This is a genomic window from Caulobacter sp. FWC26, assembly GCF_002742645.2.
Classification (GTDB): Bacteria; Pseudomonadota; Alphaproteobacteria; order Caulobacterales; family Caulobacteraceae; genus Caulobacter.
On the sequence record NZ_CP033875.1, the window covers coordinates 1,636,694 to 1,656,355 of the forward strand.

General features: G+C 66.9%; 16 protein-coding genes and 2 pseudogenes. 7 read left to right on the forward strand and 11 right to left on the reverse strand.

Translation table 11 applies throughout. The features are described from left to right. Positions 1–37: 37 nt before the first annotated feature. Together CSW63_RS09160 and CSW63_RS09165 are read left to right on the forward strand one after the other, a co-directional pair. A complete protein-coding gene (locus tag CSW63_RS09160) occupies positions 38–1,693 on the forward strand; it encodes a sulfatase-like hydrolase/transferase (RefSeq protein ID WP_062094037.1) in 1,656 nt (551 codons plus the stop codon). A 17-nt stretch (positions 1,694–1,710) separates the two neighbouring features. Beyond that, positions 1,711–2,697, forward strand: coding sequence for a formylglycine-generating enzyme family protein (locus CSW63_RS09165; protein ID WP_369797837.1), 987 nt, complete (start codon positions 1,711–1,713; stop codon positions 2,695–2,697). A 79-nt stretch (positions 2,698–2,776) separates the two neighbouring features. On the opposite strand, the gene CSW63_RS09170 is transcribed toward CSW63_RS09165, so the two are convergent. Together CSW63_RS09170 and CSW63_RS09175 are read right to left on the reverse strand one after the other, a co-directional pair. Then, positions 2,777–3,193: a DUF1330 domain-containing protein gene (locus tag CSW63_RS09170; RefSeq protein WP_062094039.1), complete on the reverse strand. Its 417-nt coding sequence runs from the start codon at positions 3,191–3,193 to the stop codon at positions 2,777–2,779. A 14-nt stretch (positions 3,194–3,207) separates the two neighbouring features. Continuing rightward, positions 3,208–4,116 (reverse strand): haloalkane dehalogenase, encoded by a 909-nt coding sequence (locus tag CSW63_RS09175; RefSeq protein WP_062094040.1) that lies wholly within the window; start codon positions 4,114–4,116, stop codon positions 3,208–3,210. Positions 4,117–4,202: 86 nt separating this feature from the next. Here CSW63_RS09175 and CSW63_RS09180 point away from each other — a divergent pair, with 86 nt between their 5' ends. The 3 genes from CSW63_RS09180 (at position 4,203) to egtB (ending at position 8,312) form a co-directional block, all read left to right on the forward strand. Further along, the gene (locus CSW63_RS09180) at positions 4,203–5,294 is read left to right on the forward strand and encodes an MBL fold metallo-hydrolase (RefSeq protein WP_099503770.1); all 1,092 of its coding nucleotides are present in this window, start codon (positions 4,203–4,205) and stop codon (positions 5,292–5,294) included. 66 nt (positions 5,295–5,360) lie between these two features. Further along, a complete protein-coding gene (locus CSW63_RS09185) occupies positions 5,361–5,993 on the forward strand; it encodes a TetR/AcrR family transcriptional regulator (RefSeq protein ID WP_062094042.1) in 633 nt (210 codons plus the stop codon). Between the two features lie 162 nt (positions 5,994–6,155). Continuing rightward, positions 6,156–8,312, forward strand: coding sequence for an ergothioneine biosynthesis protein EgtB (gene egtB, locus CSW63_RS09190; protein WP_062094043.1), 2,157 nt, complete (start codon positions 6,156–6,158; stop codon positions 8,310–8,312). 139 nt (positions 8,313–8,451) lie between these two features. Here the strand turns inward: egtB and CSW63_RS09195 are convergent, their stop codons facing one another. Together CSW63_RS09195 and CSW63_RS09200 are read right to left on the reverse strand one after the other, a co-directional pair. Further along, entirely contained in the window at positions 8,452–8,658 is a 207-nt protein-coding gene (locus tag CSW63_RS09195) for a general stress protein (protein ID WP_062094044.1), read from the reverse strand. 23 nt (positions 8,659–8,681) lie between these two features. After that, a pseudogene (locus CSW63_RS09200) lies at positions 8,682–8,835 on the reverse strand (hypothetical protein). A gap of 117 nt (positions 8,836–8,952) precedes the next feature. Between CSW63_RS09200 and CSW63_RS09205 the strand changes: the two are divergent. Next, positions 8,953–9,621, forward strand: a complete 669-nt coding sequence (locus CSW63_RS09205; RefSeq protein ID WP_062094045.1) for a DUF1345 domain-containing protein — start codon at positions 8,953–8,955, stop codon at positions 9,619–9,621. A 2-nt stretch (positions 9,622–9,623) separates the two neighbouring features. On the opposite strand, the gene CSW63_RS09210 is transcribed toward CSW63_RS09205, so the two are convergent. The 5 genes and pseudogenes from CSW63_RS09210 to CSW63_RS09230 form a co-directional block, all read right to left on the reverse strand. Then, positions 9,624–10,172, reverse strand: coding sequence for a hypothetical protein (locus CSW63_RS09210; RefSeq protein WP_349290478.1), 549 nt, complete (start codon positions 10,170–10,172; stop codon positions 9,624–9,626). A 310-nt stretch (positions 10,173–10,482) separates the two neighbouring features. Then, positions 10,483–11,909 (reverse strand): annotated as a pseudogene (locus tag CSW63_RS09215) (ATP-binding protein). Beyond that, positions 11,906–12,670, reverse strand: coding sequence for a response regulator (locus tag CSW63_RS09220; RefSeq protein WP_062094047.1), 765 nt, complete (start codon positions 12,668–12,670; stop codon positions 11,906–11,908). The pseudogene CSW63_RS09215 and the gene CSW63_RS09220 overlap by 4 nt, the downstream one beginning before the upstream one ends. A gap of 89 nt (positions 12,671–12,759) precedes the next feature. Further along, positions 12,760–13,476: an MBL fold metallo-hydrolase gene (locus CSW63_RS09225; protein WP_062094048.1), complete on the reverse strand. Its 717-nt coding sequence runs from the start codon at positions 13,474–13,476 to the stop codon at positions 12,760–12,762. 100 nt (positions 13,477–13,576) lie between these two features. Next, positions 13,577–15,205 carry an amino acid permease gene (locus CSW63_RS09230; RefSeq protein ID WP_168193631.1) on the reverse strand — a complete coding sequence of 543 codons (1,629 nt, stop codon included), beginning with the start codon at positions 15,203–15,205 and terminating at the stop codon, positions 13,577–13,579. Between the two features lie 99 nt (positions 15,206–15,304). On the opposite strand from CSW63_RS09230, the gene hrpB reads away from it, so the two are divergent. Continuing rightward, a complete protein-coding gene (gene hrpB, locus CSW63_RS09235) occupies positions 15,305–17,776 on the forward strand; it encodes an ATP-dependent helicase HrpB (RefSeq protein WP_168193632.1) in 2,472 nt (823 codons plus the stop codon). A 187-nt stretch (positions 17,777–17,963) separates the two neighbouring features. Here hrpB and CSW63_RS09240 read toward each other — a convergent pair whose 3' ends face one another. Together CSW63_RS09240 and CSW63_RS09245 are read right to left on the reverse strand one after the other, a co-directional pair. Continuing rightward, positions 17,964–18,755: an RNA methyltransferase gene (locus tag CSW63_RS09240; protein WP_062094051.1), complete on the reverse strand. Its 792-nt coding sequence runs from the start codon at positions 18,753–18,755 to the stop codon at positions 17,964–17,966. A gap of 5 nt (positions 18,756–18,760) precedes the next feature. Next, complete coding sequence (locus CSW63_RS09245; RefSeq protein WP_062094052.1) at positions 18,761–19,660, reverse strand: class I SAM-dependent methyltransferase; 900 nt, start codon at positions 19,658–19,660, stop codon at positions 18,761–18,763. Between the last annotated feature and the right edge of the window lie 2 nt (positions 19,661–19,662).

A 19,662-nucleotide genomic window follows, 5' to 3' on the forward strand; every position in this document is an offset into this window, starting at 1 on the left:
CTGCGCTTAACAGTGTGAAAGAGAAGGGGAGGCGCGCATGAAGGCCTGGAAACCGCTTGTCGCGGGTGTCGCTGTTCTGGCTGTCGCGGGCGCGACGGCGTGGCATTTCCGCTTTGACTTGATCGTGATGCTGGCCAAGGCCCGGCAGCCCAAGATCGTCGCCAACATGCCGGTGACCTGGGTCAAGGGGCCCGAAGCGGCGCCGGCAGATGCGCAGCGGCCGCCGAACGTGGTGTTCATCCTGGCTGATGACCTAGGCTACAACGACATCACGCTGAATGGCGGCGGCGTCGCCGGAGGAACCGTGCCCACGCCTGCGATCGACTCGATCGCCAAGGACGGGGTGACCTTCGCCAACGGCTACAGCGGCAACGCCACCTGCGCGCCTTCGCGCGCGGCGATCATGACCGGCCGCTACGCCACGCGGTTCGGTTTCGAGTTCACGCCGACGCCGGTGGCGTTCTCGCGGGTCGTCGGAGGGCATGCCGGAGATCCGCTGCATCCCTCTCGCTTCAATGAGGCCGAGGTGAAGAACATCCCGAAGGATGAAAACAGCCAGGCGGTCCCCAGCACCGAGATCACGATCGCCGAGGCGCTTAAGACCAAGGGCTATCACACCATCCACCTGGGCAAGTGGCATCTGGGCGGTGTGAAGGGTTCGCGGCCGGAGGATCAAGGCTTCGATGAGAGCCTAGGCTTTATGGCCGGCGCCTCGTTGTTCGCGCCGGTGGGCGACCCCAGCGTCGAGGAGTCGCGCCAGGATTGGGATCCGATCGACAAGTTCCTGTGGGGCGCCGCGCCGTTCGCGGTGCAGTACAATGGCGGTCCGCTGTTCAACCCCACCCACTACATGACCGACTACCTGACGGACGAGGCGGTGAAGGCGATCGACGCCAACAAGAACCGGCCGTTCTTCATGTATCTGGCCTATAACGCCGTCCACACGCCGCTGCAGGCGCCCAAGGCCGACTACGATGCGCTGTCGCACATCAAGGACCATCGGATGCGCGTCTACGCGGCCATGGTCCGCAACCTCGATCGCAATGTCGGCAAGGTTCTGCAGGCGCTGAAGGACCGGGGGCTGGACGACAATACGCTGGTGATCTTCACCTCGGACAACGGCGGGGCGAACTACATTGGTCTGCCGGACATCAACAAGCCGTATCGCGGTTGGAAGGCGACGTTCTTCGAGGGGGGAATCAAGGTGCCGTTCCTGCTGCGCTGGCCCGCCCAGCTGCCCGCCGGCGCGGTCTATCGTAGCCCGGTGGGCCACGTGGACATCTTCGCCACCGCCGCCGGCGCGGCCGGCGCGCCGACGCCGAAAGACCGGGTGCTGGACGGCGTGGATCTCGTTCCCTTCATCAAGGGGCAAGCCTCGGGCGACCCTCACAAGGCGATCTTCTGGCGTTCGGGCCGATACAAGACCGTGATGGCGGGCGGTTGGAAGCTGCAGGTGGCTCAGGAGCCGAACAAGTCCTGGCTCTTCGACCTCACCACCGATCCGACGGAACGCAAGGACCTGTCCAAGGCGCGGCCGGACAAGCTTCGCGAAATGCAGGCGATCCTGGCGCAACTTGACGGGCAGATGGTTAAGCCTGCATGGCCATCCTTGGTCTCTGGCGCGTTCTATATCGATCACCCCGGCGGCCAGAAGGCCAAGCCGAGCGACGAGTACATCTATTGGGACAACTGAGGGCAGCCGCCATCCTGATGACCCTGGCGCTGGCGGGCTGCGGCCGGCCAGCGCCCAAGGCTTGCCTGGCTGATCCCCCCGTCCCGGACCCGCAGAACCGCACGTTAGGCATGGTCCGGCTGGCGGGGGGCGCGTTCCAGATGGGGGCGGCGCCGCTGCGTCCGGAGGAAGGACCGCCGCAGACCGTCAAGGTTGCGCCGTTCTGGATCGATCGAACCGAAGTCACCAACGCCGCCTTCGCGCGGTTCGTCGAGGCTACGGGATATCGCACCGTGGCCGAACGACCGCTCGACCCCGCGCGCTACGCCCACGTACCGGCGGCGCAGCGGCGTCCGGCCTCGCTCGTCTTCGTGGGGGCGAAGGGGGCGAGGTCGGACGATCCTTCCCAATGGTGGCGGGTGATCCCCGGCGCCGACTGGCGGCATCCGGAAGGGCCCGGCTCGAACATCCGCGGCAAGGACGCCTGGCCGGTGGTTCACATCGCCTGGGAGGACGCCATGGCCTATGCCCGCTGGCTGGGTCGCGACCTCCCGACCGAAGCCGAATGGGAGTACGCCGCGCGCGGCGGTCTCGTGGGCAAGCGCTACACCTGGGGCGACCAGCCGCAGGATCCATCCAAGCCACGCGCCAACACCTGGCAGGGCGTCTTTCCAGCCCAGGATCTCGGCGATGACGGCTTCAAGGCCCAGGCCGCGCCTGTCGGTTGCTTCCCGCCGAACGGTTATGGCCTGCGCGACATGGCGGGGAATGTCTGGGAGTGGACCCGGGATTGGTTCAGGCCCGGCCTTGATCCGGTCAGCGTCATCGAGCAGGGCGGTCCGCCAGAGGCCCGGGCGCTCGATCCGGAAGACCCCAGCGCCCCCAAGCACGTGGTCAAGGGCGGCTCCTTCCTCTGCGCTGACGACTACTGCTTCCGCTATCGCCCTGCGGCGCGAACGCCGGGCCCGCCGGATAGCGGCGCTTCACACGTTGGTTTCCGGACCGTCCTGCGCGCTGAACGCTGAACGCTGAGGCTCGGTCTCGGGCCCAGGTAGCGAGGGCGTCGGGGCTGAGTCCGACGCCCTTCTCGTACCGCCAGGCGCGCTAGAAGCCTGGCCCGGGGCGGGTGCGGATATTGAGCTGGCCCGCCAGACCCGCCTTTCGATGGTGTTCGATGGCTTGCATTTCCGGCGAGAGCGCCATCGTCTGGAAGGCGGCGAGGGAGGGGTATTCGGCCAGGGCGACCGCGTCCCACATCTCCTCCACCTCGCCCAGAAGCAGCCCGGTGACCGCGCCGCTATAGCGGATGCGACCGCCCAGCGCCTCGACCATGGCCGAGACGGCGGCGCCGTAGCGGGCATAGGCCTCGCGGCCCGACAGCTCAGGTTCCGAGCCATCGGGATATTCGGCCTTCTCCTTGAATTTCAGCAAGTTGACCATGACGAATGGACCATCGTCAGGCGCGCCGAAGAACTCTTGGAATTGTTCGGGGCTGGGGAAGACGGTGTTGACGACCTTCATCTGACGGCTCCGGTTCAGGCTTTGGGCAGACCGGCGACGAGACCGTCCAGCAGCGACGCGATCTCCGAGGGGCTGTCCTCCTGCACGAAGTGGCCGCCCTTCAGCGTCGTGTGGGCAACGCCCTTGGTTCCGGGCACACGGGCCAGGAACATCGCCTCGCCACCGCGCGTGATCGGGTCGGCGTCGCTGAAGGCGGTGACGAAGGGCTTTTCGAATTTTTCCAGCACCGCCCAGGCGGCCTTGTTCTCTTCGACCGAGGCGTGTTCGGGCGTGATCGGCACCAGCGCCGGGAAGATGCGGGCGCCTTCCTTGTAGCTTTCGTCCGGGAAGGGCGCGTCATAGGCCGCCCGTTCTGCGTCCGACAGATCGCGCGCCGTGCCGCCGTTCAGGATGAAACCGATGGGCAGTTCCGGCGTGTTCTGGCTGAAGTTCAGCCACGCCTCGAAGCCCTCGCTCTTGCCCACGCCGATCGGCAAGCCAGTATTAGAGACCACCACGGCCGAGAAGCGTTCCGGGAACGCGGCCACGAGGCGCAGACCGATCAGGCCGCCCCAGTCCTGACAGAACAGCACGATGTCCTTGAGGTCGTTCTGGACCAGCCAGTCGCTCATCCACGCCACGTGGCGCTCGTAGGTGTAGTCGGCGCGCTTGGCGGGCTTGTCGGAGCGGCCGAAGCCAATGAGGTCCGGCGCCACGGCGCGACGCCCCTTGGCGACCAGGTCGGCGATGACCTTGCGATAGAGATAGGCCCAAGACGGCTCGCCGTGCATCAGCAGGATCGGCCGCTGATCCTTGGGCCCTTCGTCGACGTGGTGGATGCGCAGCGACGTGCCGTCGGCGTCGGTCACCTCCGTATAACGGGGCGCGAAAGTCCAGTCCGCCAAGCCCTCGAACCGCTCGTCCGGCGTCCGCAACACATCCATGGGATTTCTCCGACCATCGAGATTTGTATTGACACTATGCGTGCCATTATGTCGCCTATTGGTCAAGGACGAGATGGAGAGGGCGGATGCGTAAGGTTTGGATCGGGTTGGGCGTTGCGGCCGGCGTGATCGCGGTGGGTCTGGGAAGCGCCTGGTTGATGCGCGAGCGTCTGGCGCAAGCCGCTATGCGCAAGGTCTATGAGCAGGTCCTGGCCGTCGATACGATGAAGGACTTGCCGGATGGCCTGCATGTGGGTCTCTGCGGGGCGGGATCGCCGATGGCGGATCCCCTGCGGTCTGGGCCCTGCGTGGCGGTGGTCGCGGGCAAGGATCTCTTCGTGGTCGACTCAGGGTCCGGATCGACCCGCAACCTGCTGCTGATGAATATGCCGCCCCCGCGCGTGACCGGGGTGTTCATCACCCACTATCACTCCGACCACATCGCCGACCTGGGCGAACTGATGCTGCAGCGCTGGGCGTCGGGAGCCTCCAAGACGCCGACGCCGATCTACGGCCCGCAAGGGTTGGAGCAGGTGGTTCAAGGCTTCGAGCAAGCCTACACGCTGGATCGCGGCTACCGCATCGCCCACCATGGCGAGGCCGTGGCGCCGCCATCGGGCTTTGGCGGCGAGCCGCACGCCTTCGTGGCCAATCCGGCGGCGCCCGATATTCTGGTGCTGGAGAAGCCCGGCCTGAAGGTCTGGGCCTTCCCGGTGGCGCACCATCCGGTGGAAGGCGCCGTCGGCTATCGCTTCGAATACAAGGGGCGCAGCGTCGTGATCAGCGGCGACACGGGCCCTTCGGAACGCTTGGTGAAGGCCGCCAAGGGCGCTGACCTCTTGCTGCACGAAGGGTTGGCGCCGAACCTGGTGGCCGTTCAGAAGGAGGTCGCCGAGAAGCTGGGTCGCGACAACTACGCCCATATCTTCCACGACATCCTCGACTACCACACCGCCCCGGAGGTTGCGGCCCGCGAGGCCAAGGCGGCGGGTGTCGGCGCGCTCCTGTTCTATCACATCATCCCGCCGCTGCCGGTCCGCGCGCTGGACGGACCGTTCTTCGGCCGCTCGCGCCAGATCTTTGGCGGACCCGTCAAGGTTGGCCGGGATGGCGACTTCGCCTCGCTGCCGGTGGGTTCCAAGGAGATCAAGTGGTCGAACCGGCTGATTGTCCTCTAGTTCGCACTTGGCCCCACGCCGCTCGCGGGGCTAAGCAGAACCGAACAGACTGAGAGGATCCCGTTCGTGAGTTCTGCGCCGCGCTACCTTCGAGCGGGGGCCGATGTCGAGCCCGAAGCCCCCGCCGCGGACGGTCGCCGCCGGCGTTCGCAGGACAGTCGCGCCCGGATCGTTCAGGCCATGCTCGATCTTGTCCGCGAGGGGGAGATCTCTCCTTCCGCCGAGTTGGTGGCGACGCGGGCGGATGTCGGTCTGCGCACGGTGTTCCGACACTTCAAGGATCTCGAGAGCCTGTACCTTGAGATGTCGGCGGTGATCGAGGGCGAGCTGATGTCGCTGGTCCACACTCCGTTCAAGGGCGCGACCTGGCGCGAGCGGGTGCTGGAGCTCGTGGAGCGTCGGGGTTGGGCCTATGAGCGGATTGGCCCTTTCAAGCGCGCTTCGGAAGTTCTTCGCCACAGCTCACCGACCCTGGTGGCTGACAACACCAAGATGGTCGAGGTCTCCCGCGAGATTTTGCGCCGACAACTGCCGGTCGAGATCGCCAAGGATCGCGTCCTCTTCGAGGGGATCGACATGCTGCTCAGCTTCGATGTCTGGAACCGTCTGCGGCGCGATCAGGCGCTTTCGCCCAAACGCGCGACGGAGGTCTTGCAGGGCATGATCGGCCGATTGCTGGAGGTCGCCGGCGCAGCCTGAGGGGCGCTAAGGTGCGCCCCAGGGCCTGGACGCGCGACTGCTGCCACCTTGTGGCGGCAGCGTGGCGGTCAGCCTCTTTCTCGCACCGACGGGAACAGCGAAGTTCGAGCGACGTTGTCGTCGCTTAGGCGCCAGCGATCTTCGCTTGCCCCAGGAGCGCGCATGAAGCCGGACGATTTTCCCCTGATAGGCGCCGCTGTAGAGGCGCAAAGCCTGGTGGAGCGCTATCTGGCCGTGCGGCGTCGGACCGAGAACCTGGCCGCCCCGCTGTCGCCCGAGGACCAGGCCGCCCAATCGATGCCTGACGCCAGTCCGACGAAGTGGCATCGGGCTCACACCACGTGGTTCTTTGAGACCTTTCTGCTGACGCCCTTTTTGCCGGGGTACACGGTCTACGACCCCGCGTTCGGCTATCTCTTCAACTCGTATTACGAAGCGGTCGGGCCTCGACAGCCGCGGCCTCAGCGCGGACTGCTGACGAGGCCTTCGGTGGTAGAGGTGGGCGCCTATCGCGCATTCGTCGATGCGGCGATGACGCGTCTGCTGTCCCAGGCGCCGACACCGGAAGTCCTTGAGCGGCTGGAATTGGGCCTCGCGCATGAGGAGCAACATCAGGAGCTGATCCTGATGGATATTCTGCATCTCTTCGCCCAGTCGCCGCTCGACCCAGCTTACCGGGTGGCCGAGCCTCGGAGGTCTGGCGATGCCGGCCCTCAGCGCTTCCTGCGCTTTCAGGGGGCACTGGTCGATGTCGGCGCTCGGGAAGCGGGTTTTGCTTTCGACAACGAGCGGCCCCGCCATAAGGCCTATGTCGCGCCTTACCAGTTGGCTGATCGTCTCGTCACCAATGGCGAATGGCTGGCCTTCATGGAAGCAGGCGGTTATCGCCAGGTCGAGTTCTGGCTGTCCGACGGCTGGACCCTGGCGCAGTCCGAAGGCTGGGAAGCGCCCGCCTACTGGCGTCGCGAGGAGGCCGGCTGGAGCACCATGACGTTGGAGGGGCGGCGTCCCGTCGATCCTAACGCGCCGGTGCTTCACGTCAGTTACTACGAAGCGGCCGCCTACGCCGCCTGGAGCGGCCACCGCTTGCCCACCGAGGCGGAGTGGGAGGCGGCGGCGACCAGCGTCGAAGGTGGAGCGCTTCGGCAACTCTACGGTCACGCCTGGCAATGGACCTCCAGCGCCTACGCGCCCTATCCCGGTTTTCGGCCGGGCGCCGGAGCGCTTGGCGAGTACAACGGCAAGTTCATGGTCAACCAGATGACCCTGCGCGGCGGCTGTCTAGCGACCCCGCCCGGCCACTCAAGGCCAAGCTATCGAAACTTCTTCCACGCGGGCAGCCGCTGGATGTTCGCCGGCGTTCGGCTTGCCGAGGATGATCGCCCGCCGCTCCCGACGCCTAAGAACGCCTTCCTCGATGAGGTGGTGGCGGGTCTCTCCGGTGGGCAAAAATCGCTTCCGTCAAAGTACTTCTACGACGCGGAAGGCTCACGTCTTTTCGAAGCGATCTGCGAGCTGCCCGAATACTATCTCACGCGCACGGAAACGGCTCTTTTGTCGAAGATCGCGCCCGAGATCGCCGTTCTTGTTCCGCCCGACGCCGCGCTTGTGGAGTTTGGTAGCGGCGCGAGCGCAAAGACCCGGATCCTGTTGGACGCCGCGCCGCAGATCGCCGTCTACGCGCCGATCGACATCAGCCCGGAGGCCTTGGACTCGGCCGCGCGGCGCCTCCGCTCAGTCTACCCCAGGCTGGTCGTCACGCCTCTGGTCGAGGATTTCACGCGCGCCATCGTTTTACCGGACGCGGCTCAAGGTCGTGCGGCGGTCGGTTTCTTTCCAGGGTCCACGATCGGCAATTTCGCGCCGGCTGAGGCCGAGGCCTTGCTTGGGCAGGCGCGCGCGCTTTTAGGGGAGGGCTCAACCTTCATCGTGGGCGCGGACGTCGCCAAGGATCCGAACGTACTGATCCCAGCCTATGATGACGCCCAAGGTGTGACAGCGGCGTTCAACCGCAACATCCTTGCCCACATCAATCGCGCACTGGGCGGGTCTTTCGAGCTGGAGGCGTTCGCGCATCGCGCGGTTTGGAACGCGGACGACAGCCGCATTGAGATGCACCTTGAAAGTCTGCGCGATCAGGCCGTGACGATAGCCGGCCGGAGTTTCCCGTTCCGAGTGGGCGAGACGATCCACACCGAGAATTCTCACAAGTATCGCCCGGAGATGTTCGAAGCGATCGCGGAGCGCGCGGGCTGGCGTGTGATGCGGCGATGGACCAGCGAGGATCCGGCCTTCGCGATCTATGCCCTGACTGCGTGAGGCTTGCAGGTCTGCGGGCGTCTGAGCCGCGTCAATTGAGCGCCTCAAGCCAAGAAGTGCGCCCATCGCTCATCTCGCGGACGGGCGAAAGCGCGCCGGCTTCGAGATCCGAAGCCGGCGCGTCTGCTCAGAGGGTTGCTTAGAGAGACCTTTCGCCGGGGCGGGAGCCCCGCGACGACGATCCGCCCTTGCGGCCTGCGTTGGCCGCGAGGTCACGATCCTTGGCGAAGCTGCGTTTCTCGCTGGGCACGCTAGCTCCGCCTTTCCTGGCGATCTCGCGGCGGCGTTCCGGGTCCATGGCGGCGAAACCGCGACGACCGCGGGGACGTTCGCTATCGGTGTCCATGTGGGGCTCCTAGTCGGGACTGGTCACAGGCGGAACGCGCGAGAAGGCGGCGCTGTAAGGACGATCGTCTCCCGGATCGACCGGGGGCGAGCGTGGGGGCTCCTCGACCGGGGCGACGCCGGGCTCATACTCGGGCGGCTTGGGCTCGGGCGGGGGCGGGGCGTCGGGATCGGTCATGGCGTCCTTCCTGTGCGTTCCAGTGAAGTAACCGGTGAAGCCGCTTTCGGTTCACCGTCGGAACGGACTAATTACGTCGCGAGCCGGTGTTCAGCCGTTCAAGGAGTTGCTCAAAAAATGGCTGCAACGAAGAAGCAGATGGGGAGACGGGTGCTCGCCCATTGGCGTTTGGCGGCGTCTTTCACGGCCGGCTTGGTCGTCTGGAGCGTGGCGAAGTACTTTGACGCCCCCAGGGGTGCTCATGTTTTGCTGGGCTGGGACGCCGGAGCGATTATCTATCTGGCGACGACATGGTGGCTGTTCCTTACCGCAAGCGAGGCCAAGGTGCGGTCGCGGGCGGCGGAGGAGGACGAGGGCGTGCCCGTTCTGCTGTTGATCGTCCTGGCGGCGATCCTGGCGAGCTTGGGGGCCGTCGTCGACGCGATGATTACGGCCAAGGACAGTACCGACGACATCAAGTTTCTCGTCGGTGTGGCGGCCGGGTCAACGATGATGCTGTCCTGGCTGGTGCTGCAGTCGGCCTTCGTTCTTCACTATGCGCATCGCCATTTCGGGCGCGGCGAAGGCCAGGGCGGCATCCAGTTTCCAGGTGAACCACCCACCAGCTACATGGACTTCGCCTATCTGGCTTTCAGCGTCGGCGCGACATTCCAGGTCTCGGACAACAGCATCCTGACTTCGAAACTGCGCCGGCTGGTGACGGCCCACGCGGCGGCGGCCTATTTCTACAACACCGCCATTCTGGCTCTGGGGATCAACATCATCGCCAGTTTGGTCGGGGGATAGCGTCAGCCAGGTGGTCGCCCGCCGCGTCCGTTCGCGCCAATCGGACCACGCCCCCGCTCGGAGCCCAGGGCTCCGCCGCCCCGCCCCGGGCGCAAGCCGACCTGCGAGGGGGTCTTGGGAAGTTCCGCTAGCCGCAGCAGTCCGTCTCGGTCCTTGTCTAGCAAAGCAAAGCGGGCCTTCGCTGCTCTGGCCGCCTCCTCACGGGTTATCCGCCGATCGAAGTCTCCGTCCGAGGCCATGACGGGTTGCGGCTCGGCGATCAGGCCGTAAAGCGCTGCGCCTTGTAGCATGTTCGCGCTCCGTTGCCGGGGTCTGGGTTGTTCATCTCCGCCCTGCCCAAGTCCCCTCGGCCCTGGGCGCATCGGTTCTGGGGCGGGGCCGCCCAGTATTTCCGGCGCGATGCGGTTCTCGTAGGCGGAGACCTCAAAACCGTCGATGACGCCGTTGCGATCCGCATCAAGGACGACGAAGAAGCGCAGGGTGTCGGCGACGAACTCGTCGCGGCTCAAGGCGCCGTCGTGGTTAGCGTCGGCGCCCGCGAACCAGGTCACGACGGGATAGGGCGCGTCGGACGGCGCGCGAAATGGCTCGCCAGCGGGACTTATGAAGAGCTGCGGACTCTGTCGACCGGGGGCGTATTCGTCCCTGCGGTGGGCGCTGTGCGGTTCGAGCGGTTCGTGTGGCGCACTGGAGCAGGCTGACAGCGCAGCGGCCAATCCGACGGTCAGACCGAGTGAGCGTAGCAACATAGAGGTGTCTCCAAGCGGTACGGACTTGAAGATCACAAGCTTGGCCTTGAGATGGCCGGCGGCGCCGAACGGTTTTCCGGGAGGAAACAAACCTGACCCGTCGCCGCCGTAATCAGGCCGGCAGTTTCACCGTGGCGCGGAGGCCGCCGCCGAGTCGGTTGGCCAGGGTGACGTCGCCGCCATGCGCGCGCGCCAGAGAGCGGACGACAGCCAACCCTAGACCCATCCCGCCGGTCTCGCGATTGCGCGAGGGCTCACCCCGGTAAAACGGCTCAAAGACGCGCTCCAGGTCGGCCGGCGGCACGCCGGGGCCATCGTCGTCGATCTCGATGATCGCCATGCCGTCCTCGGAGAACGCGCGGCCCCGCGCTCGGCCGCCATACTTGAGAGCGTTTTCCACCAGATTGGAGACGAGGCGCTTCAGGGCCACCGGGTCGCCCTCGATGATGGTCTTCTCGGCCCGCTCGACCGTGGTGTCGCCCCCCGTCTCGGCGGCTTCGTCCATGACGCTTTCCAGCAGCGAGGACAGTTCCAGCTTGGTGCGTTCGGCCGGGCGGTTGGTGTCGCGCACGAACCCTAAGGTGGCGGCGATCATGGCCTCCATCTGGTCGATATCGGCGGCGAGCTTGGGCCGGACATCGTCTGGCACGGCCTCGATCCGGAACTTCAGGCGGGTGAGAGGGGTGCGCAGGTCATGGGCGATCGCCCCGACCATCGCCGTGCGATCCTCCACATACCGACGCAGGCGCTCCTGCATCATATTGAAGGCGTTGGCGGCGGCGACGACCTCGCCCGAGCCGGTGATGGTCAGCGGCGGGGTGCGGGGATCCTTGCCCAGACGCTCGGCGGCGTCGGCGAAGGCGGTGATCGGCTGGGCCAGCCGTCGGGCGAACAGCCAGGCCAGCGGGGTGACGGCGATCACCGACAGCAGCAGGATCAGCAGGATGCGCTGCTGCCAGCTATCGAAGCGCAGGGTGGGCTTGGGCTCCACGACCAGCCAGTGACCATCGCTTTGCCGGACCCCGACCTTGAAGTCGCCAAAGATCAGAGGTTCGTCACGAGCCTGGGCGTTCCGCGCATTGCCGCCGCCGCCCGGGGCGGCGCCTTCACGGGCGAAGGGCTCGCGCGAGCCGGGCTGAGCGTTGGTCGAGGGGGGGGCGCATCCGGCTTGGGCGGGGTGACGGGCGTGCGACGCACGAAGAAGCGCGGGCCGTTGTCGATCTGCAGTTCGACGCGATTGGCGGGTACGCCCAGCGCCTTGCCGATGCCGGCCTTGAAGTCGGCGCGCCGCGGCGTGTCCGGGCCGCCCGAGCGGATCGAGCCCTCACGCTTGACCACCAGCAGCCGTCCGTCGCGCGGCTGGACCGACTGCCCGGTCTTCAGCGCTTTGACGATCTCGCTGGAGCGATAGAACTCCGGCGGCGGCGGCGGCAGGGTGAAGATCACCGCGATCGAGATCAACTGCGCCGCCACCAGGGTGACGATCAACAGTTCCAGCGCCTGAACGAACAGCGGCGCCCCGCGCCGGGACAGGATCATGGCGTGCGCACGACCTTGGCGGTGAACATGTAGCCTTCGCTGCGGATGGTGCGGATCAGCTCGCTGCCGCCGCCATCGTCGAGCTTGCGGCGCAGGCGGCTGATCTGCACGTCGATGGCGCGGTCATAGGCGTCGCTGTCGCGGCCTCGCGCCAGGTCCAGCAACTGGTCGCGTGTCAGCACCCGCTGAGGGCGCTCCACGAAGGCGCGGAGCAGCGAGAATTCGCCGCTGGAGAGGTTCACCACGACCGATTGCGGCGAACGCAGCTCGCGACGGACGAGGTCCAGCCGCCAGCCGGCGAATTCGCAGGCCGCGCCCATGGCGTCGTCGACGACACGGGGTTCCTGGCGGCGGCGGAGTACGGCGCGGACGCGGGCCAGCAACTCGCGAGGATTGCAGGGCTTGGGCAGGTAGTCGTCGGCGCCGAGTTCAAGGCCGACGATCCGGTCGGTTTCCTCGCCCATGGCCGAGAGCATGATGATCGCCGGCCCATCGGCGGCGGCCGAGAGGCGTCGACAGATGGCCAGACCGTCTTCGCCCGGCAGCATGACGTCGAGCACGATCAGGTCGATCGGACCGCGCGCCAGCACCTGCTCCATCGTGCGCGCGTCCTGGGCGGTTTCGACGATGTAGCCGTGCTTGGCGAGGAAGTCGGAGACGACGTCGCGGATGCCGGGGTCGTCATCGACAATCAGGATCCGCGAGGATGCGCCACGGGCCGCGTCGAGGTCGCCTTGAACGGAGTTCTGGACATTTTCCATGCAATTTTCCTGTCACGTCCCCGTCGCGTTCAGATTTCACGGCTGAAACAGCCGCGCAACCCAGGCCGCGACCGGACGTCTCAGGTCTGTCAGCCGGGCGAGTTGTTCTTCGGGATCTGGAATCCCGCGCCCTGGGCCTTCATCGCCGCGACCACTCGATCCCCGACAAAGGGATTGCCACGACGCTCGGCGCCGAAGGTCGACATGGGGCCATGGCCCGGCACGAAGCGAACATCTTCGCCCAGCGGCCAGAGCTTCTGGGTGATCGAGTCGATCAGGTCCTGGTGGTTGCCCATGGGAAAGTCGGTGCGACCGATCGATCCCTGGAACAGCACATCGCCGACCTGGGCGAACTTGGTCTCGCGGTGGAAGAACACCACGTGTCCCGGGGTGTGGCCTGGGCAGTGAAAGACTTCGAACTCGGTCTCGCCCAGGGTGACCTTGTCGCCGTCGTCGAGCCAGCGATCGGTGACGAAGATGCGGGCCTCGGGGATGCCGTACATCTCGCCGCTTTCCTGGATGCGGTCGATCCAGAACTGGTCGTCCTTGTGCGGGCCCTCAATCGGCACGCCCGTCCGCGCTTTCAACTCGGCCGCGCCGCCGGCGTGATCCATGTGGCCATGGGTGATCCAGATTTTCTCGAGCGTCAGACCCTTGTCAGCGATGGCCTTGAGCAGGCGATCAACTTCGCCGCCGGGATCGATCACGGCGGCCTTCATCGTCTTCGTGCACCAGACGATCGTGCAGTTCTGCTGCAGCGGGGTGACCGGGGCGATCACGGCGGCGATCGGCATGGTCTGGGTCATGGAAACTCCTTGGCTGCGCGCAACATAGACGCAGGGCCAGCCCAAATGAAGAAGGCCCGGGATCGCTCCCGGGCCTTCTGTTGTCCACCAGGGTGGCGGATTACTTCACGTCGTCCACGCCACGACCCATCGCCTCGGCGGGCGAGTTCATGTCGGTGTCTTCGGTGATGTCGATGCCCTTGGCGAGCTTGGAGTGCCAGAAGCCGTAGGCGATGTAGATCACCGCGCCGACCGTGGCGTAACCGCCCAGGATCATCAGCGGCAGCGGATTGTCGTTCATCGCGTGAACGATCATCGGCTGGAAGTTCTGCCAAGCCAGGCCCAGACAGGCGAGGATGCCAAGCACGGCGGTGAAGATGCCGCCGGGAACGCGGAACGGACGCGGCAGGTCGGGGTGCTTGATGCGCAGATAGATCACCGACAGGCAGACGATCGAGAAGGCGACGGCCGTGCCCAGCGACACCAGATCGCCCAGCAGGCTGATCGGCAGGAACGAGGCGGCGATGGCGATCACGACGCCCAGCAGGATGGTGCCCATCCACGGGGTGCGGAACTTCGGGTGGATCTCGGCGAACACCTTCGGCAGCAGGCCGTCGCGGGCCATGGTGTAGAAGATGCGGGTCTGGCCGTAGCAAAGCACCAGCATGACCGACGACAGGCCGGTGATGGCGCCGATCTTGATGGCGAAGCTGATCAGGTTCAGCTTGCCGCCTTCGGCTGCGGCGTAGGGGATGTCGGCCCATTCCAGGCCCATGCGGTCGATGGCGACGGCAATCGGGGCCGGGCTGGCCAGTTCACGGAAGGGCACCACGCCGGTCATGACGGCCGCGACGGCCATGTAGATCAGCGTACAGATCACCAGAGCGCCCAGGATGCCGATCGGCACGTCGCGCGAGGGGTTCTTGGCTTCGGCGGCGGCGGTCGAAACGGCTTCGAAACCGACATAGGCGAAGAAGATGATGGCGGCGCCGCGGAAGATGCCGCTGATGCCGAACTCACCCGGCTGACCGGTCGGCTCGGGGATGAAGGGGTGCCAGTTCGCCGGATTGATGTACTGCGCGCCGACCGCGATAAACGTCACCAGCACGATCACCTTGATGACCACGATGGCGTTGTTGACGTTGGCGGACTCGCTGACGCCGATCACCAGCAGGGCCGAAACCATGGCGATGCCGATGGCGGCCACCAGGTTCAGCGTGCCGGTCATGGCGAACATCGTGCCGCCGCCAGGCGCGGCGACGGCTTGGATCAGCGGCGTCGCCCACATCGGGGCGTCAGCGCCGGCCACCTGGATCATCGGGAAATTGATCCCCAAGGCGTGCAGGGTGCTGACCACATAGCCCGACCAGCCGACCGCCACGGTCGAAGCGGCCACGCCGTACTCGAGCACGAGCAGCCAGCCCATGATCCAGGCGAAGACTTCGCCCAGGGTGCCGTAGGCGTAGGTGTAAGCGGAGCCCGAAACCGGCATGGTCGAAGCCAGTTCGGCGTAGCAAAGGCCGGCCAGGGCGCAGGCGATGCCCGCGACAATGAACGACAGCATGATGGCGGGACCGGCGTTGGCCGAGGCCACCTGACCCGTCAGCACGAAGATGCCGGCGCCGATGATGGCGCCGACGCCCAGGCTCATCAGGTTGATGGGACCCAGCGTACGCTTCAGCTGGCTATGGGCGGCTTCCTTCTGGATGCTCGCGATCGACTTTTTCAAAAATAGCCTGTTTCCGGCCATGTGTGCGTTTCCCCAACGACCAGCGAACCCCCGCCGGTCAGGCATTGGGGGCGGACGTTAGTCAGAGAGGCGTCATCGCGCAACGCCTTGCGGTGACGGATGCGATTTCAGGGGCTATGCCTCCACCCAATGCTGCCGATCGAGAATGTCCTGCCCGCGCTGAAGGCGGCGCTGCTCGCAAACAACGCGACCGTGCTGGTTGCGCCGCCCGGCGCGGGTAAGACCACGGCCGTTCCGCTGGCCTTGTTGGACGCGCCGTGGGTCGAGGGACGAAAGATCATCGTGCTGGAGCCTCGTCGTCTGGCCGCCCGCGCGGCGGCCGCGCGCATGGCGTCCAATCTGGGCGAATCCGTTGGTGACACGGTTGGTTTTCGCGTCAGGCTCCAGTCGAAGGTATCGGCCAAGACACGGATCGAGGTTGTCACCGAGGGCGTGTTCACGCGAATGATTCTCGACGACCCCGGCCTGGACGGGGTCGCCGCCGTGCTGTTCGACGAGTTCCACGAGCGCAGCCTCGACGCCGATCTCGGCCTTGCCTTCGCCCGCGACGTTCAAAGTGTGCTGCGCGAGGACCTGCGCCTGCTGATCATGTCGGCGACGCTGGACGGCGCCCGTATCTCCTCGCTCTTGAATGACGCGCCTGTCGTCGAGAGCCAGGGCCGCATGTTCCCGGTCGACACGCGCTACCTCGGCCGCGATGAGCGCCAGCGACTCGAAGAGCGCATCGGGCGGGCGGTCGAGCGGGCTCTGGCCGAGGAGAGCGGCTCGATCCTCGTGTTCCTGCCCGGTCAGGGCGAGATCCGGCGAGCGGAAGCCTGGCTGAACGAGCGCCTGCGTCGCCCCGACGTCGATATCGCGCCGCTCTATGGTGCGTTGGAGCCGGCGGCGCAGGATCGCGCCATCTCTCCCGCCCCGTCTGGCCGCCGTAAGGTCGTGCTGGCCACCTCGATCGCCGAGACCAGCCTGACGATCGAAGGCGTGCGGGTGGTGATCGATGCGGGCCAGGCCCGTGTGCCGCGCTTTGATCCGGCCTCGGGCATCACGCGGCTGGAGACGGTGCGCGTCAGCCGCGCCGCCGCCGACCAGCGTCGTGGCCGCGCCGGCCGCACCGAGCCCGGCGTCTGCTACCGCCTGTGGGACGAGCCCGAGACCCGGTCGCTGCCGACCTTCGCCCGGCCCGAAATCCTGGAGGCGGACCTGTCGCGGCTGGCGCTGGATCTGGCGCGTTGGGGGACGAAGGATCCTGGCGACCTGACCTTCCTGGATCCGCCGCCCGCCGCCGCCTTCGCCGAAGCGCGGGCGCTGCTGACCCGCGTTCAGGCCCTGGACGCGCAGGGCGACCTGACCGCCCACGGCAAGGCGCTGGCCGACCTGCCGCTGCCGCCGCGTCTGGCGCACATGGTCGCGCGGGGGGCGGCCTCGGGCCAGGCCCGCGAGGCGGCCGAGATCGCCGCAGTGCTGACCGAGCAAGGGCTGGGCGGTCGCGATGTCGACCTGCGGCGGCGGCTGGAGGGCCTTCATCGGGATCGCTCGCCGCGCGGTCGCGACGCCCTGGCCTTGGTGGAACGCTGGAGTCGCGCGGCCGGCAGGCCTTCGGGCGCAAAGTCGCTCGAAATTGGGCTGCTGCTGGCCGAGGCCTATCCCGAACGTGTCGCCAAGGCGCGCGGCAAGCCCGGTGAGTTTCAGCTGGCCGGCGGGCGCGGCGTCTATCTGGAGCCGACCGATCCGCTGGCCCGCGAGGCCTGGCTGGCGATCGGCGAGCTGGGCGGCGGCGACAGCCGCGACCGCATCCTGCTGGCAGCCGCCGTCGACGAAGCGGACCTCCGCGAGACCTTCGCCGATCGCCTGGTCGCCGAGGATCGCCTGGAGACCACCGGCGGCAAGGTGCGCGCCAAGCGGCTGCTGCGTCTGGGCAAGCTCGTTTTGGAAGAGCGGCTAATCGAGAACCCCGATTCCGCCATGATCGCCGGCGCGCTGACGGACCAGGTCCGCGCCGAGGGGCTGTCGGCCCTGCGCCTGGGCGAGCGGGGCAGGGCGCTGCTGGACCGCGTGGCCTTCCTGCGCGCGGTCGATGGCGACGCCTGGCCCGACCTGTCGGAGGCCGCCCTGATCGAACGCCTCGACGAATGGCTGGAGCCGCTGCTGGCCGGTCGCTCGTCGCTCTCCAGCCTGGACGAGGGGACTCTGCACGATGCGCTGAAGACGCTGGTGCCGTGGGACCTGCAGCGGAAGATGGACGCCCTGCTGCCCGTCCGCTTCGAAGCGCCGACCGGCAACACCTTCGCTATCGACTATTCCGCAGAGGGCGGGCCCCGCGTCGAAGTGCGGGTGGGCGAACTCTACGGCCTCTCCGAACACCCCAGCGTCGCCGGCGGCAAGGTCCCGCTGACGCTCTCGCTGCTGTCGCCCGCCCACCGCCCGATCCAGATCACCAAGGACCTGCCGGGTTTCTGGAAAGGCTCCTGGCGCGAGGTGAAGGTCGAGATGAAGGGGCGCTATCCCCGGCACGTTTGGCCGGACGATCCGGCGAACGCCGCGCCGGTGACGCGGGCTAAGCCGAGAGGGACGTGAGGGGGGTCTGCTAGCGACCCATACTTGCCCCCTCCGCGCCTTCGCGCTCCTCCCCCGGAGGGGGAAGAAGGGAAAGGCGCGCACCTTCCGCCCCCTATGGGGGCGGACGACCATGCGAAGCATGGTCCGGTGGGGGCCTGCGGCCTGTCCGATTTCCGCCCATAGCGGCCGTTTACGCCGCCGTCCGCTACCCCGTCACCGTATAGATCATGATCCCCGTGGCCACCGACAGATTCAGGCTATCCGCCCGGCCGCGCATCGGGATCTTCACGTTCACGTCGCACGCCGCCGCCAGCTCCGGCGGCAGGCCCTGTTGTTCGTTGCCCATCAGGATCAGCGACGGCTTCACATAGTCGGCGGACTTGTGGTCGACGGTGGCGGTCAGGAGCGTCCCCACCACGCTGCCGGGCCAGGTTTCGCGCCAGGCCAGGAACTCCGGGATCGTGGCCTTGGCGATCTTCACGGCGAAGATCGAGCCCATGGTCGCGCGGACGCCCTCGACCGAATAGGGATCGACGCAGTCGCCGACCAGGATCACCCCGCCGCAGCCCGCCGCGTCGGCGGTGCGGATGACGGTGCCGAGGTTGCCGGGGTCGCGGACGGCCTGCATGGCCACCCAGCAGGGGGCGCTCTCAGGCACGATGGCCGACAGCGGCGTGAATACCTGCTTGAAGACGGCGACAACCGCCTGCGGGTTGTCACGGCGCGAGACCTTCTCCAGGATTTCGCGATTGACCTCAATGACTTCGCCGCCGGCCTTGAGGCACGCAGCGACGGCCTTCTTCAGCATCGGATGGTCGGCGGCGTCGGGGCCGTACATGACGATCTTGGGCGCGTGGCCGCAGTCGATCGCCTCGATGACGATCTTCAGGCCCTCGGCGAGGAACAGGCCGCTCTCCTCGCGCTCCTTGCGCATGTGCAGGGCGCGGACGGCCTTGACGGTGGTGTTGGTCAGGGAGGTGACGGTCTTGGTGTTCATGTCCCTCAACCCTCCGAAGACCAGCGCGCGAAGAACGACAGGCCGATCTGCCGGTCGCCCTTTTCCTCGACGAGGGACAGTTCACCCCAGTCGATGACGCCGCCACGGCCTTGCAGCTCCTGGGCCAGCAGTCCCGACATCGCCGCGCCAGAGACGCGGGCGGCATAGGCGTTCATCAGCAGGAACGAGGCGTCGTCGCTGAGCAGGGCGGCGCAGTCCTTGGTCAGGGCGGCCAGGTCCTCGAACAGACGCCAGACCTCGCCGTCGGCGCCGCGGCCGAACTTCGGCGGGTCCAGAATGATGCCGTCGTACTTGTTGCCGCGCCGGACCTCGCGGGCCACGAACTTGCGGGCGTCCTCGACGATCCAGCGGATCGGCTTGTCGGCTAAGCCGGCGAAGGCCGCGTTCTCGCGGGCGAAACCGACAGACTTCTTGGAGGCGTCGACGTGAGTGACGGCGGCGCCGGCGGCGGCGCAGACCAGCGAGGCCACGCCCGTATAGCCGAACAGATTCAGGATTTTAGGCTGAGCCTTGAAGGCGCGCACCCGCTCGTCCTGCCAGGCCCAGTTGGCCGCCTGCTCGGGGAAGAAGGCCAGGTGGCGGAAGGGCGTGAACTGGCCATGGAACTTGGCCTTGCCCCAGGCCAGATCGAACCTCTCGATCGGCTTGCCCTTGAACCGCCAGCGGCCGGCCTCGTCCTCGTCGGTGGGGTCGAAGACGGCGTCGGCATTGTCCCAGACCTTTTGCTCCAGGCGCGGCGCCCAGAAGCACTGCGGCTCGGGGCGAACGACGGTGTAGCGGCCGTAGCGCTCCAGCTTCTTGCCGTGCCCGCTGTCCAGCAGGGCGTAGTCAGCCCAGCCGGTGGTGCGCATGACGATGGGGGCGGGAGCGATCTTCGGAGCCATCG

What these genes read in the sequence shown, in the direction of transcription:
- CSW63_RS09160 (WP_062094037.1), top strand. Translation starts at nt 38, where the DNA reads ATGAAGGCCTGGAAACCGCTTGTCGCGGGTGTCGCTGTTCTGGCTGTC.
- CSW63_RS09165 (WP_369797837.1), top strand. Translation starts at nt 1,711, where the DNA reads ATGACCCTGGCGCTGGCGGGCTGCGGCCGGCCAGCGCCCAAGGCTTGC.
- CSW63_RS09170 (WP_062094039.1), bottom strand. Translation starts at nt 3,193, where the DNA reads ATGAAGGTCGTCAACACCGTCTTCCCCAGCCCCGAACAATTCCAAGAG.
- CSW63_RS09175 (WP_062094040.1), bottom strand. Translation starts at nt 4,116, where the DNA reads ATGGATGTGTTGCGGACGCCGGACGAGCGGTTCGAGGGCTTGGCGGAC.
- CSW63_RS09180 (WP_099503770.1), top strand. Translation starts at nt 4,203, where the DNA reads ATGCGTAAGGTTTGGATCGGGTTGGGCGTTGCGGCCGGCGTGATCGCG.
- egtB (WP_062094043.1), top strand. Translation starts at nt 6,156, where the DNA reads ATGAAGCCGGACGATTTTCCCCTGATAGGCGCCGCTGTAGAGGCGCAA.
- CSW63_RS09195 (WP_062094044.1), bottom strand. Translation starts at nt 8,658, where the DNA reads ATGGACACCGATAGCGAACGTCCCCGCGGTCGTCGCGGTTTCGCCGCC.
- CSW63_RS09205 (WP_062094045.1), top strand. Translation starts at nt 8,953, where the DNA reads ATGGCTGCAACGAAGAAGCAGATGGGGAGACGGGTGCTCGCCCATTGG.
- CSW63_RS09220 (WP_062094047.1), bottom strand. Translation starts at nt 12,670, where the DNA reads ATGGAAAATGTCCAGAACTCCGTTCAAGGCGACCTCGACGCGGCCCGT.
- CSW63_RS09225 (WP_062094048.1), bottom strand. Translation starts at nt 13,476, where the DNA reads ATGACCCAGACCATGCCGATCGCCGCCGTGATCGCCCCGGTCACCCCG.
- CSW63_RS09230 (WP_168193631.1), bottom strand. Translation starts at nt 15,205, where the DNA reads ATGGCCGGAAACAGGCTATTTTTGAAAAAGTCGATCGCGAGCATCCAG.
- hrpB (WP_168193632.1), top strand. Translation starts at nt 15,305, where the DNA reads ATGCGATTTCAGGGGCTATGCCTCCACCCAATGCTGCCGATCGAGAAT.
- CSW63_RS09240 (WP_062094051.1), bottom strand. Translation starts at nt 18,755, where the DNA reads ATGAACACCAAGACCGTCACCTCCCTGACCAACACCACCGTCAAGGCC.
- CSW63_RS09245 (WP_062094052.1), bottom strand. Translation starts at nt 19,660, where the DNA reads ATGGCTCCGAAGATCGCTCCCGCCCCCATCGTCATGCGCACCACCGGC.